At 41.5% G+C, this 14836-nt stretch carries 12 protein-coding genes; 2 read left to right on the top strand and 10 right to left on the bottom strand.

Annotated elements, in window-relative coordinates; genetic code table 11:
• Positions 1 to 140: 140 nt before the first annotated feature.
• On the bottom strand, positions 141 to 1256 hold the full coding sequence (locus DW005_RS12820) for a 5-methyltetrahydropteroyltriglutamate--homocysteine S-methyltransferase (RefSeq protein ID WP_117480002.1): 1116 nt from the start codon (positions 1254 to 1256) through the stop codon (positions 141 to 143).
• Positions 1257 to 1352: 96 nt separating this feature from the next.
• Positions 1353 to 2258: a LysR family transcriptional regulator gene (locus DW005_RS12815; protein WP_117480004.1), complete on the bottom strand. Its 906-nt coding sequence runs from the start codon at positions 2256 to 2258 to the stop codon at positions 1353 to 1355.
• 200 nt (positions 2259 to 2458) lie between these two features.
• Between DW005_RS12815 and DW005_RS12810 the strand changes: the two genes are divergently transcribed.
• Positions 2459 to 3163: a TetR/AcrR family transcriptional regulator gene (locus DW005_RS12810; protein WP_117480000.1), complete on the top strand. Its 705-nt coding sequence runs from the start codon at positions 2459 to 2461 to the stop codon at positions 3161 to 3163.
• Between the two features lie 8 nt (positions 3164 to 3171).
• Entirely contained in the window at positions 3172 to 5889 is a 2718-nt protein-coding gene (locus tag DW005_RS12805) for an Ig-like domain-containing protein (RefSeq protein WP_181975052.1), read from the top strand.
• Between the two features lie 30 nt (positions 5890 to 5919).
• Here the strand turns inward: DW005_RS12805 and DW005_RS12800 are convergent, their stop codons facing one another.
• The 8 genes from DW005_RS12800 to DW005_RS12765 form a co-directional block, all read right to left on the bottom strand.
• Complete coding sequence (locus tag DW005_RS12800) at positions 5920 to 7056, bottom strand: type II toxin-antitoxin system HipA family toxin (protein WP_117479996.1); 1137 nt, start codon at positions 7054 to 7056, stop codon at positions 5920 to 5922.
• Positions 7043 to 7321 carry a helix-turn-helix domain-containing protein gene (locus DW005_RS12795; RefSeq protein WP_117479994.1) on the bottom strand — a complete coding sequence of 93 codons (279 nt, stop codon included), beginning with the start codon at positions 7319 to 7321 and terminating at the stop codon, positions 7043 to 7045. Before DW005_RS12795 ends, DW005_RS12800 begins: the two co-directional genes overlap by 14 nt.
• A 699-nt stretch (positions 7322 to 8020) precedes the next feature.
• The gene (locus DW005_RS14360; RefSeq protein WP_117479992.1) at positions 8021 to 10450 is read right to left on the bottom strand and encodes an endo-1,4-beta-xylanase; all 2430 of its coding nucleotides are present in this window, start codon (positions 10448 to 10450) and stop codon (positions 8021 to 8023) included.
• 139 nt (positions 10451 to 10589) lie between these two features.
• Positions 10590 to 11906 (bottom strand): GNAT family N-acetyltransferase, encoded by a 1317-nt coding sequence (locus DW005_RS14445; protein ID WP_117479990.1) that lies wholly within the window; start codon positions 11904 to 11906, stop codon positions 10590 to 10592.
• A 13-nt stretch (positions 11907 to 11919) separates the two neighbouring features.
• The gene (locus tag DW005_RS12780; protein WP_022376360.1) at positions 11920 to 12372 is read right to left on the bottom strand and encodes an 8-oxo-dGTP diphosphatase; all 453 of its coding nucleotides are present in this window, start codon (positions 12370 to 12372) and stop codon (positions 11920 to 11922) included.
• A gap of 80 nt (positions 12373 to 12452) precedes the next feature.
• Complete coding sequence (locus DW005_RS12775; RefSeq protein WP_117479988.1) at positions 12453 to 13340, bottom strand: Fic family protein; 888 nt, start codon at positions 13338 to 13340, stop codon at positions 12453 to 12455.
• 125 nt (positions 13341 to 13465) lie between these two features.
• Positions 13466 to 14230 carry an NERD domain-containing protein gene (locus tag DW005_RS14250; protein WP_117479986.1) on the bottom strand — a complete coding sequence of 255 codons (765 nt, stop codon included), beginning with the start codon at positions 14228 to 14230 and terminating at the stop codon, positions 13466 to 13468.
• Between the two features lie 25 nt (positions 14231 to 14255).
• On the bottom strand, positions 14256 to 14606 hold the full coding sequence (locus DW005_RS12765) for an arsenate reductase family protein (protein ID WP_117479984.1): 351 nt from the start codon (positions 14604 to 14606) through the stop codon (positions 14256 to 14258).
• Between the last annotated feature and the right edge of the window lie 230 nt (positions 14607 to 14836).

The raw sequence follows: 14836 nt of genomic DNA, 5'->3' as shown, positions 1-14836 counted from the left end.
GCAGCCATCAAACTGCTACGCCTAAAAAGTCTAACATTTGGGGGTCACATCAATTCCCTAAAATAGCGTTGCATTGCTTCCCCTCCTTTCGCCACCATCGCAAAATAAAACCATTTTTTCCAATGGTTTTATTTTATATTTTATCCCCACACTTCTTCTGCAATCTCTTTTACGAGTTTCAATTTTGCCCACTGCTGCTCCTCAGTCAATTTATTACCGATTTCACAGGAAGCAAATCCACACTGTGGACTTAAGCACAAGCGGTCAAGTGGAATATATTTCGCTGCTTCATGAATTCTTTCAATAACTTCTTTTTTATCTTCAAGCTCCGGTGTTTTCGTGGTAATCAGTCCAAGTACCACTTTTTTGTCCGGTGAAACTTTAGCAAGTGGTGCAAAACCGCCGGAACGCTCGTCGTCATACTCTAAGAACAAAGCGTCTACATTTTCTTTGGCAAATACATAATCAGCCACACTGTCATAAGGACCGCTGGTGAAATATGTTGAATGATAATTGCCGCGGCAGATATGTGAAGTAATTACCATATCCTCCGGCTTTCCTTCCAATGCCAGATTATTCACAGCCAGCAAACTCTGTTTCACTTCTTCTAAGTCAATACCAAGGCTTTTGTAACGCTGTTTTGCGGCATCACCCACAACGGCACCCCATGTACAGTCATCCAACTGCAAATTGCGGCAGCCTGCCTCATAAAACTGGCGGATAACATCCTGATATGCCACTCCAATATCATGAATCAGCTCTTCATCTGTCGCATAAAATTTTCTTGTCGATTCCACATTCTGCGGAACAATAAACTGCTGGAACATCTGTGCCGGTGCCGGAATTGTATATTTTGCAACTGTATTTTCATCTTCCAAAGTTTTCAAAAACTTAAAGTATTCAACAAATGGATGTGCTTTCGCTTTAATTTTTCCAACTACATAAGTATCTTCCAGAGAAGCGAGCTCGCCTGCAAACTGTACGCCGCCTCCGGTCACCTCATGTGCTACTCCCTCAAATCCCCACATAAAATCCAAATGCCAGTAAGTTCTACGAAACTCACCATCAGTAATCACATGAAATCCCAAGTTCTTCTGTTTGGCAACAACTTCACGAATTGCCTCATTGATTGTCTCGTCTAATTCTTCTTTTTCAATTTTCCCATCCTCATACAGCGCCTTCGCCTTCTTTACTTTTTCCGGGCGTAAAAAACTTCCTACATAATCATATCGAAATGGTTCCTGCAATGCTTTCATCTTCAAATCCTCCGTTTCGTTTTGCTTTTGATGAGGATAGTGTAGCATTGTTTATTTCTTTTGTGAAATACATATAATCATGCCTTTTCCATAGTTTCAGACTATGGCCAGGTAATTTTTTATTGCCTCCTGATAATATAAAGCGTAGCGGCTTAACATCGTATTTTTCTTACGAATCATGCCAATCCGCATATCACAATCCGACACAAGGGGCTTTGCAATAATATTTTCACCATTTAACTTCTGGTCGATGACACCGGAACAAACCGTAAATCCATTTAACCCAATGACAAGGTTAAACAGCGTTGCACGGTCGCGCACCTGAATATTTTTCGGAAAATCCAGCATACTCAAAAACTCCTCAGCAAAATAAAAAGAGTTCCGCTCTCCCTGCTCATATACCAGATACGGATATGGCTGCAAATCATCCAGTGTAATTTCTTTCTTATTTGCCAGCGGGTGCTCACGACAGATAAACACATGCGGTTCTGCCACAAACAATTCTTCAAATACAAGCCCATTTTTCTTCATAAGTTTCGTCAGAACTTCCTCGTTGTGCGCCGACAAATATAAAATTCCAACCTCGCTTTTCCCCTGCGCCACGTCATCAATAATCTCTCCGGTCTGCGTCTCGCGCAAAATAAAATTGTACTGGCTGGCATCGTACTGTTTCACCAAATCCACAAACGCATTGACCGCAAAGGAATAATGCTGGCACGACACCGAAAATTTCGGCGTCCGGTTTTTGTCCTTGCCAAAATGCTCCTGCATAATATCCGCCTGTTCCAAAAGCATCCGTGAATAGGCAAGCAGCTCCTCACCTTCTCTCGTTATCACAACACCTTTGCTGGAGCGTGAAAAAGCAGTCACGCCCATTTCCTTTTCCAAATTTTGAATTGCCGCACTAAGACTTGGCTGCGAAATAAAAAGTTTCTGTGCTGCCTCCGAAATGCTCCCACACTCCGCAACTGTCACCAGATATTTTAACTGTTGTAATGTCATACCTTTTCCCCTTATTGTATATAAATCCCTTTCATTATAGGATTTCCGGCAAATTCTGTCCATAGACAATTCTTTCATTGACACAATAATTTCCCTCATGTTATAATTGGGTTGCAACTCAAACAGCAATTCATTTCTGTTTCGAGACACACGAAGGGATTTTACATAAAATAAAAAAAGGAAGGAGGAATGCAAAGTACATGGCAAGAAAATACGACAGTGAAGAAACGAAGCAGAAAATTCTGTCATCCAGTGTCCGCTTGTTTATAGAAAAGGGATATCACGAGACAACGATGACGGAAATTCTTCATGATGCAGGCGTATCCGGCAGCAGTTTTCACTCCATTTTTCACACAAAAGATGGCGTTCTTGCAGAACTGACAGAATTCATGTTTGAAAATCAGTTTGGTGTAGCAGAAAATATTATCGGAACCGGGAAAAATCCGGTGCTTCTCTACGCCGTTGAAACCTGTATTCAGTTGACGCTTACCGAGATGAATGAACATCTGCGCGATATTTACATGGAAGCCTACACGCAGCCGGCATTGATGGATTATATTCACAAGCATACAGCAAAAAAAATCGCGATAATTTTCAGGCAGTATAATAAAGACTTTCAGGAAAGTGATTTTTACGAAATGGAAATTGGGACAGCCGGATGTATGCGTGCCTATATTGCAAAAAAATGTGATATGTATTTTACTTTGGAAAAGAAACTTGAGCGGTTTCTAAAAGTAACGCTTGGCGCATATCATGTACCGGATGACATACAGCGTGAAACCATCGCTTATATTGGAAAATTAAAAATCCGGGAAATCACCGGTCAGGTCATGAATAAATTGTTTATGGCTCTGGCAATGAAATATGATTTTACATTTCATGAGGCAAACACAAAAAAGAAATGAGGGATATTATGACAAGGAAAGAATTTCACAAGAGACTTTTGATTACGTCTCTTCTTCTGGGGCTGGTACTCCCCTTGGCAAATGTACCGGTAACATCATCATTAAACCAGACCAAAAAAGCGGCGGCAGCAGAGCCGGCCGTAATGACTTTTGCCGAGGGCGAGGGTACCGGAGAAGAATTTAAGGAAGAATCCTGGGTGATGGACTCTAATGCGGCTGGAGAGCCACACAAAGGTTCACTGGCTATTGAAAGCTACCAACCCAGCTCAGACACTTATGGTATTAAAAAAAATCCATATTCAAAAAAGGAAACCCCGGAAAAAGTAATCCGGCTGTTTGACGTGGCAAAACCGTATTCTGCACCCGAATCCGCCGCCGAGGAAGATCCGAATAAAAGTACCTCTGATTACCGTTCCACAATAATCACACTAAATCAACTGGTTCCGCTAAATAGCAGATCGCAGTTTTCCACAAAATTTACCTTTTCACTCCCGGACGCCTGCGTCAACACCAAACAGGCAGGAGGGAAAGAATTCGCCAGAGAAGTCGGCGGCGACGGCCTTGCCTTTTTCATGGAAGATTACATATCCGATCCGGAAGATTTAGCGTATACGTATTCCGGTGGTGACACCTATCCATTCGGCATGCAATGTGACGAAAAAAGACTCATGGTCGAAATGGATTCCCAATATAATGGTGCCTATTGTAACATGAATAAAACGGGCGACGTATATCCATATGATGAAAATCGCCCATATTCCTATGAAAGCTGGGATTATGATAACCAATTATACTTTCACAAAGACCAAACCTATACCGGGAAAAATGACTACGAAAAAAACTTTAATCCTTATGAGGGCACGGACGGCAGAGAGTACGCCGCTTACCGCAATTACAAGTATGCCGAGCGCTTTGACCATATCGGTATCACGCTAAACAGCGACCATGCCCGTCACGATGCCATTTATTACCTAAACGGTCTTGACCCAACCAAAACGGTGGAAAAAACAAAAGATGGAAAAACTTATACGGCGTACGAAAATCTTGCTTATTTTGATGCCTGTGCAGGTAGCGTTCTGGATGACACAGATAAGTTAGAAGCTGCCTATCAGGACACCTCGAAAAAGAGCAACAAGGTCAGTGATTCTTCCACCTGTGCCACGCGTTTTGCAGACGCAGGGGTAAATGACAGGCTTTTTACCGTATGGATTGATTATGATGGTGAAAAAATGTATGTCCGCTATGCCAATGGCGATTTTGCCAATGCGAAAAGACCGGCCAAACCGCAGATTGAAAAAGAAATTGACCTTCACTCCCGTTTTGACAACAAAAAGGCTTTGATTGGTTTTTCTTCATCAATCAATGCCTCCAAGGCGAATACAACTTTGCACGCCTTCCAGTTTACCAATAAGTATAAACCAATTGACGAAGAGGCATCATATCAAATCAATTACTGGAAGTTAAATCCGAACACAGAATATTATGAAAGGGTAGAATCTTCCGATGTTATGACAGGTGCCGTTGGCGACACTGTCACTGTAGCTGACGCAGATGCCAGCTATGCGACAAAATATAGTAATGATTATTATCACATAAGCACAATCACACCGCAGGAGTCCCGCGTCACACTCGAAAACGCGGATACACATTACCAAATGAATTTGTATTATGAACCGGAGAAAACAACCTATAAGGTACTCTACTATCAGGAAACAGAAGATGGTAACTATAAACTGCTGAACGAATACGTAAGCCCCCCAACCTACATTGGGAAGACCGTTTATGCAGAAATTAAGACTCCAAATGGATATACGGCGAGTGGTGATTATACTGGAATTGTTAAGCCAAACAATGCCACGATACTTAAGGTTTATTACGATAAATACATACCCCTGCCGGAACCAACCGAGGTGGGACAGACACCATCACCATCACCAAGCCCGACTCCAACTGCTACACCGACTGCTACACCAACCACTACGCCGACTGCTACACCAACCACTACGCCGACTGTCACTCCAACGCAGCGGGCAACAGCGACTCCAACGGTGGCACCAACCATAGCACCGACTACTGTTCCAACCGCTGCACCAACCGTTGCACCAACCGCTGCACCGACAAAAAAAACAGTCAAAGTTTCCGTAAGCAAAAAGCTGATTCAACCGGTAAAAGCGAGCAAAAACGCTAACCAACTTTTCTGGAATCCGGTAAAAAATGCGGACGGATATTTCATTTACGCCTCTGCCTGCAATGAAAACGGAAAAGAGCGTAAAGTAAAGAAAATTGCCGACATTAAAAACCGAACAACCACTTCTTACACCCACAAAAACTGTGAAAAAGATACGTGGTATAAATACCGTATTACGGCTTACCGCATTATCGGGAAGAAAAAAACTGCAATCAGTAAATCACTGGAATTACATTCGCTGACGAAAGGAAGTAAAACTTATGAAAATCCTTCGCGCGTAAAAATCCGCAGTGGTAAAAAACTTTCTTTAAAGGCCGGAAGCACTAAGAAAATACGAGCACAAGTAATTGTACCAAAAGGGAAAAAAACCTGCTGGCACATTCAAAAAATCCGCTACCTTGTGAGCGATTCCTCTGTACTGACCGTATCAAAAAAAGGTAAAATCAGAGCAAAAAAAGCAGGGCATGCGACAATTTATGCCATTGCCCAAAATGGTGTAAACGCTAAAATTAAAGTCAGCGTAATAGCTGCAAAATGATAAAGAAAAAAGTGCCGGAAATTCGCATTTTTATGGATTCAAATATTCTGAAAGCATATCAGAAACACAATTTTTGATTTCCACTGCGATGCTCCGGCACTTTTCTTTTGATAAGCCGGCCTGTGTTCCTACAAAAATTAATTCTTTGCTTCCCGGATTTTTCCCATTCCCAGCCACAGTTGTCGTGTGCTCTCCATAATATGTCGTACTATATGTCAAATCATACGCCGGACTCAGCCGCCAGCACTTTTTCTCCTCTTCATAAAGAAAAGAGAAGTTTTTTGCATGGTCGTCTCGATTGTGAGCATACACATTAAAACACATACGGCGGTACATATTCTCCAAATCCTCCGGTGAATTATTGGTTATTATTTTCGTAAGTTTCATCAAATCCTGATAATCAAGAACAGGCTGCTCAAAATCCAACTCCAAAAGTGCCGCCACTGTCAACATATGCACTCTTTCCATTTCTCCATGTTGATTTTTCCGGTCAAAGCGTTTCGTACCAAAATAGCCGCTGCATTTACCTGACGGAAACAAATTACATTCACTCATCGTAATTCCACACTGCTCGGCACACAGATAATAATCGTATTCCATTTTTCCAATATCCGCACGGTCCACATGCGCCGGAAATTTAATAATCCATGGCTCCCCATCCATTTCCATCATAACTTTAGGTCCGGCTCCGCCACTGGTTCCACCCAGACGATACAATTCATCCAGCTTTTCTGACTCCTCTGTATTCAAAATACGCTGACATTCTTCTGCCAGTTCATCCAGATTATCCACGTCCTGACCATAGGACAGATTTCTTTCGGGGCGATAAATAAGTGCTCCCATCCCTTGATTTCCTACTACTGCCAAACGGTCAATAATTGAAAATTCATCTCTATTTATCCCATGCTTTTTTAACATTCTATCTAACAATAACTGTCCCCACGCATCCGGCAGGCTGTCTGCAAACACGCCGAATAAACCTCGAAAATAATCTTTTGTGGGAACAAAAACCCATTTTTCCAATGGAAGTGAAAAAGGGCTGATAGAAAAACCGTCCGCCAGCCATTCATCAGCATATTCAAATGCTGCTTTTTTTGATTCCGTAAGTGCCATCGTCCCTACAAGCCGCTCCCCGTAATAAACATGCAACACTTTATTTTCCCTCATTGATAACCTCCTGAATACTTCGATACGGAACATCCGTAAATAAATTCCGTATCTCATCCACCTCATTCAGAGCAAATGCCAGCTTCGTTAAAGAGAGTAGTGAAATCTGCCCTGTCGTCTCAAAACGCTTAATTGAGCCGTAACTTACACCGCTCATTTCCGATAATTTTTTCTGGGAAATCGAACGCCTTTTGCGAATCCCTCGTATTCTGCCCGCCAGCTTCATATCGATTTCCTCTGCTGTTTCCCATATTAATTTCTCCATTTTATGTCACCTTTATGTGTTGTTTTTACAGATAATATATTATCTAATTTGTGGTATTCTTATGTGTTTTGTATAATATATTATCTACTTATATATTATCATAAGGGTATTGAAAACACAAGAAAAAGTCAATGTTAGTTTGTGTCAAGTGTTCGTTGGCACTCTTTTGATTTTCCGTAATTTCGTAGAAAGACTTTGCGTCTCGTGGGCACTCCCGTTTGTTGAGTGCGTAGCGGTATGGGCACTGAAACTACCAGTGCCACATACCGACGTACTCAAACCCACGAGACGCAAAGTCTTTCTACGAAATTACTGGAATCCAAATGAATCGACAACAAAAATAATCAAATATTTTTTGCGCTAACACATTAAAAGATATTAAGTTTTCGTCTACAATTAATTCCAGTATACAGTCTCCCTTATTTTTGCCAATGAAAATTAAACACCAATCTTGTTTGCTCCTGTGTAAAATAGTTAATGCCATCTTTTCGTTTTCCGTAATTCAGCAGAAAAGCTTTGTGCCTCGTGGGTTTTGAGTACGTCGGTATGCGGCACTGGTGGTATCAGTGCCCATACCGCTACGCACTCAACAAACGGGAGTGCCCACGAGTCGCAAAGCTTTTCTGCTGAATTACTCGAATACCAAATACACTGGCATCAACTATTCTTCACAAACTGTACTAAGATTTCGTTTGTATTTTACTCTGCCGCCAATACCTCATAAACTTCCTTAAAGGATTGTTTCGGCTGATACAATTCGGTAAACAAACCACAGTATGGTCCGTTCATTTTGTAGCTGTAATCTGCCGTTGACAGATACGGTGCGTCAAACAAGCCCCAAATGGAAAGGCTCGTAATCGGTCCGGTCTTTCCTGCTGCCTGTGCCGCCTTGTTAATATCCACATATGTCTGCACGAGTTTCTTGTAAAAGGCTGCATGCTCCGGCTCTGCATCATTATCGTAATTGCGGACGGCAAGTTCTGTTACGTGAACTTCAACATTATTTTCTGCAAATTTCTCAATCGCATTTTTCACTAAGGTAATGTCATTGTCGTTCATGCATCCACTCTGCTGTCCATAGCCACCGATGTAACTCTGCATACCAATGCCATCGCAGAGCTTCAGGTAACCGCCATTTCCATCGGATGCAAAACTGTTGACGCTCTTTACCAGTTGAATAATGGCATCTCTCTTATTTGCGCCGTAGGTTGCAAACGTGTTGTAATCATTGTAGAACAGTTTAATGTTTGTCTTACTGTTTGCCGCCTGTAATTTTGCTCTTGTCTCATATGCATACCGGAACGCAAGTTCCACATAATCACTGCCAATATAATCGTAGAAAAGATTCGTCTTGCCACCACGAACCTGTCGTACATGACGCACATCATCATCCGCAAATTCACCCGCATTGTCGGCAACCGCTTCATTAACAACATCCCAGCAGTAAATCGCGCCCGGATATTTTTCTTCAAAATGCGTCATTACTTCATCAATATACATCTTCAGACGATTTTTCATGACGTCTGCGCTGACATAAGCACCATCCGTCTTATAGCCTTCGCGGAAAAACCAATCGCACATATCGGCATCCCAGGTCAGCACATGACCGCGAATGGATAATCCGTTTTCAACCGCATACGCAACCATCGAATCTGCCTTTGTAAAGTTCATAACTGCCGGTGAATTTTCATCCACATATGCATTTTGTGAAGCAGACTGGCTCAAAAGCGAATACGCCTTCATTTCATTACTGAACGTCGTACTGTTAAAATGATACTTAATGAGTTTGGTAAGCTCAGTATTTTTCAGTGCCGCCTCATTGATATTTGTTCCAAATTTGAAACCATATTTCTCACCGAGAGACGCAAGCGATTGATACGATTCAATTGCCTCCGTCGCATCTTTTTTCCCTTTGTTCTCCATAACAACAGATGTAATCTGAATGTATTTCACCGCCTCTGTAGAATTCTGAACAACCAAATAAAGTGCCGTCTGTCCGCTCGGGTAAGCATCTAACTGTAAGCCCTGCTCCTTACCGCTCTGCATACCATTGGCATCAACAAAACCAGCCCAGTCGCTGTTTTTAACTGACAACTTAATCGATGCGCCACCTGTATTTTCAATAATATTTTTGTTTGCATCCAAAAGGTTGATTGTAACATTTACCTGTGTAAAATCCGATACTTTGTGTCCGGATGCCGTAATCAGTGGAAGCAGGTTATATACCGTTCCTTTCCACGCACTCGAATACGCAGGAGAATTAATAAACGTATTGTCAATTGCAAGCGTCACTTTCTCCGTCGCCGGCTTCTGGGTCGGTGCAGCCGTTGGTGTCTGAGTCGGTACCGTTGTTGGTGCCGTAGTCGGGGTCGCAGTCGGCTTCTTCGTTGGCACCGCAGTTGGGGTCGCAGTCGGCTTCTTCGTTGGCACCGCAGTCGGGGTCGCCGTTGGCTTTTGCGTTGGCACCGCAGTCGGGGTCGCAGTCGGCTTCTTCGTTGGCACCACAGTCGGGGTCGCAGTCGGCTTCTTCGTTGGCACCGCAGTCGGGGTCGCAGTCGGCTTCTTCGTTGGCACCGCAGTCGGGGTCGCCGTTGGCTTTTGCGTTGGTTCCTTTGTCGGTTTCGCCGTCGAACTTGCAGTTGCTGTCACTGCCGGTTTCCTTGTTGGCTCTTCTGTCGGCTCTTTCACAGGCTCCGCAGTTTTTACCGCAGAGGAAGAATCCCCCGGATTTACTACCGCAGGTTCTTGTGTATTCACCGGTGGAACAACGGTAGTTCCTGTCTTTTTCTTAACCGTAACTTTGCACGAAAGTTTATACATTTTCCATCCTGCTTTTACCTTCGCTGTCACCGTAGCTTTCCCTGCTTTTTTGGCAACTAACTGAACTGACTTTTTCGTCTTTTTCTTCAGGATAACAACCGATTTTTTGCTACTTTTCCACACCACTTTTTTTACTGTTTTTGCATTTTTAATCGTTACTTTTTTCTTAGTCCCAACCCACATGGTAATACGCTTCTTGCTTAACTTTGGTTTCGCTGATTTAGCACTTGCAGGCATTGTAAAAACACTCGAAATACTAAGTGCTGTTACCGTGAGAAGTGCCATCGCCTTTTGACTTTTTCTCTTCATAGTATGACTCCTTTCATTCCTCTCAAAACTCTCTAACTTCATTCTAATACTTTGTGGGAATTATACAACGAACATTCTATAAAATTACTATTAGTTTTTAGTATCTTTTGTGTGTTATTTTTCATGTGATTCCTTCTAATCAATGCGTATTGTCTGCATACCACTCAATATGATTGACAATTTGCAAAATCTTTTTAGCGCTCTCAATTGATTTTGCAATACGCTCTACATCATTTTTGTGAATCCAGCCCTTTTTCGCAGCGTCCGGCACAGACTCCGTCAATTCCTGCAGCGATTGATTTACGCGTTCCACCATCTGACTTACATCTTCAATCAACTTCTCTACCTGTTTTGGAAGTGAAACTCTCTGCGCTTCTCTCTGCATTCTATTACACAACTGATTCATCGAAATTTTCAAAAAATAAGTATCTGTCAGCTGGTCAGCAACAACCGAAAGAATCTCCTCAATAATTCCGGCGTCCACATTTCCCATCGAAATCATAACTTGAAAGCGTTCACAACACTCATCAATTTTCTCCTGACTATAACAAATTCGCTCAACAAGCCGAATCAGCAAATCTACTTCTTCCTCGTCATTAATTTTAAAATCCGCATCCTTTAACTGCACTCTTTCCTGTTCTGCCTGCGGTATCAATTGATAACAATCAATTTGCTTTTCTTTGCAAAGATTCCAGAGCACTCGCTTGCAAACAGCATCCGTTTTTCCACCAAAGGTAAGCGACTTCACACATGGAAACCCGGCATACGCAGACTGCAAATCATATTCCACACAAATACCATCAAATGTATTTTTTGCAGACGTTATCTGAAAAGGCAGGTTTCCCTGTCGAAGATTTTCAATTTGTTCAATCGCCATTTTTTCTTTTTGACATGGAAAATACTGATAAAGAGGCGCCCCTTTTTCCTGCCTCATTTTATACTTTTCAAGCCATGTTTTTTTCGAGAGGGCAAACACTATCGTTTTTTCTTTTTCCGCATCCACAAATTCATCAACCCGTTGACATCCATACGCCTGCGCCGTCTGCATCGATGGGAGATTTGTGCTTTTCATATAAGAATAAATCGTCTGAAACGGTGTATGTGTAAAAGCCCAGTCTCTTACGGCAATTGCTGCTTCTTTCGCATATCCTTTTCTCTGATATGTTTTTTGAATATGGTAACCAATTTCCGGCTTAATCGTATTTCCAATCGGTTGCAGTGTGAGACCGCAGTCACCAATCATTTTTCCATTTTCTTTTAGGCACACAGCCCACAATCCGAAACCAAAAATCTGGTACCGTTCCTGATTTTTTTCAATCCATCCACGGACTCTTTTTTCATCAAAAGCATACGGATAATGCTGCATAATATCCGAATCCGCAAGCACACAATATAAGTCATCAAAATCTTCTTCGTTCATCTCACGAAGAATTAAACGCTCCGTCTCAATTTGCATAATACACCCTCCATTATTTCAGCTCATATTTCCAGACACCATCTTCTCTGCGGTAATGAAATTCATTGATATCTTCTTCCAAAAATACGCGAAGCATATCGTCCATTCCGTTTGCAAGCTTTCCCTTTTTCATCTCTTCTAACGGCATCCACTTTACTTCCCCTTCATGCGAGGATTTGAGTTCACCGCTGAATTGATTCGTCTTATAAAAAACAACAAGATACCTTGAGCCGTCATCCCGCAGCCAGTCTTTTGTACCACAGATTCTTGGCTTTTCTATCGTGAGTCCGGTCTCCTCATATACCTCACGAATAACTGAATCTACAAAAGATTCGCCCTTCTCAATATGTCCGCCCGGAAATGTAAGTCCTGACCACTTTTTATCCACTTTGTCCTGAACCAAAACATTTCCCGCATCATCGTAAACCATACACATATTCGTTAATGTTACTGTCTCCGTCCTCATCACTTTCTCCTCTCGTGATTTATGTCACAACATTATGATGAGTTTATTATAACATAAAATCAGGGAATTGAGAGGATTGATTATACTAAATTGAAATAATCGAGGTATTGTTTAAATCGGTCCTGGGCAGTCAAGCAGGTGCCTATCAAATATCCCCGTTCCGATTTCCATTCTTTTAATCCGCGATAATAAAATTCCTTTATGTCATCCTCTATAATAAAGGGAACAATACCATTTCGCAGACACTCTTTAAACAGTATCAATCTTCCTACACGTCCATTTCCATCTTGAAACGGATGGATTTTTTCAAATTGATAATGAAATTCTATAATCTCCTCTAATGTCTTTTCTTTCTCCGTATTATACTGTTGAAGCAGTTTTCTCATTTCCTTGTGAACATCTTCCGGTTTTGTTGTTTCACCGCCTCCAACTTCATTCGGAACCCGTTTATATTCACCCACAGCAAACCATGACTTACGGCTGTCCGAAGTTCCTGATTTCAAAATCAAATGTAACTGCTTGATAAACGCCTCACTTAGTGGATAATTTGCTAATTCGATTACTTGGTCAACACACCGAAAGTGGTTTGCTGTCTCAACAATATCGTCTACATTTAATAATTCATTTTGAACCCCAATTGTATTTGTTTCAAAAATATATCTTGTTTGGTCATGCGTAAGTCTGCTTCCTTCCATATGATTCGAATTATACGTTAATTCAATCTGCACCTTATGATATATTCCGCCGGAAATCGCAGAGTCCTTTTCCTGCTTTAATCTTGTTAATAAATCTGTTGATACTTTTCCTGCCCGCTTTTTTCTCTGTGGCTTTCTTGCATCTTCCGGTATCTTCCAGCTTTTTCCTTCCCGTATCACTCCCGGTATCCTTGCATTCAAACAATAATCCCGCGCACTTCGCTCTGACACGTTCCATTTCTTTGCCGCATCACCAACACTTATATATTTCATACATATCACCCTCTTAAAATAAGATATCTACTATTATACCATTGTCGGCAGTATATATCCATGTTTTTTGTGTTAAAATCTTATTTTATTCTGCCGTTCATGTCCGTTATTATGCTTGTAACCCCCTATTTTACCGGTGCCGTATATCTGCATTTCGGGTAATTACTGCATCCATAAAACTTGCCATATTTGCCCTTGCGTAAAACTAACGCGCCCCCACATTTCGGGCACATTCCTGATTTCTCTTTCTGCTTCTTAACATATTTTGCTGCTTTTATTTCATTCACATGTTTACACGTATCTGTCCTGGTACTCATATAATTTGTAAGTATTGCCAGAATCTTATCCATATCCTCTCTCAAAAGAACCGATTGGACAGAAAGTTTTTTGACCGTCTTTGTAACTGCTCCCCACTTCACAACCTGCGATTTTGTTGTCTTTATTTTTAGCACAGCATCCCCGGGAAAAGTCACAATTGAGAAAACCGGAATATTTTCATAACCATGACTTTGAAGCAAGGCATTTAACGCCTTTACATGCGCATAATTCTGATATATGGGATTCATAAATGAATATTTGTGACCGTAAATGTTCTGTGTCCACTTTGCCGAAGACTCCGAACCATAAATCTGTCCTTTATAATTCTTGGTTTCAATTGAAAATATACCGTAAATTGAAACAACCACATGATCAATCTGCGTTGTACGTGTATTTCCACCCTCTGCACTCAACAAAACATCATTAACTACCTGATACTTATTTTTGTCCAACTTTTTTAACAGCATACTTACCGTTGCTTCACCCATTTTCCCTTTTATCCTCGGCTTAATAATGGTTACTAACGCAGAAAGCACCATTAATGCAATTATCCATATATATATTTTCTCCATATACTATTCCCCCTCACTTATATTTTCATTCCAATTTTTCACTCCACTCATTTTCCTTAAAACCAACAAGAATTGCTTCATCCCCAATAACCAGCGGACGTTTGACAAGCATTCCATTGGTTGCCAGCAATTGAAGCTGTTTATCTTCGCTCATTGTCGGAAGTTTATCCTTCAACTTCATCTCCTTGTACAACAATCCGCTTGTGTTAAAGAATTTTTTTAGAGGAAGCCCACTTTTAGAAACCCATTCTTTTAGTTCATCATACGATGGATTTTCCTCTACAATATGACGCTCCGTGTAATTTAAATGATGCTCGTCCAACCACTTTTTTGCCTTTTTGCAGGTTGAGCATTTGGGATAGCATATGAATAACATAGATTCACCTTCCTTGTATTATTTTGTCCGTACCCATAAATATCTAGCACTTTAACAGCGCTTAGCCGACAATTTATCACAACACTGCAATAATCATATCACCAAAATATGGTTTTCGCAATATCCCGCGTCGAGCTTCGCGCCAAAACCGTCTGCCCTCCTTTTCAATTTTAACGTACAATCATGACCACCAGCTCAGCTGGTGGTTTCCTCTGCGGCTATAAGCCTGT

The organism is Clostridium sp. AF36-4 (assembly GCF_003435975.1).
GTDB lineage: Bacteria > Bacillota > Clostridia > Lachnospirales > Lachnospiraceae > Eubacterium_F.
The sequence above is the reverse complement of the archived record's forward strand: the minus strand, read 5'-3'. Positions and strand labels throughout refer to the sequence as shown.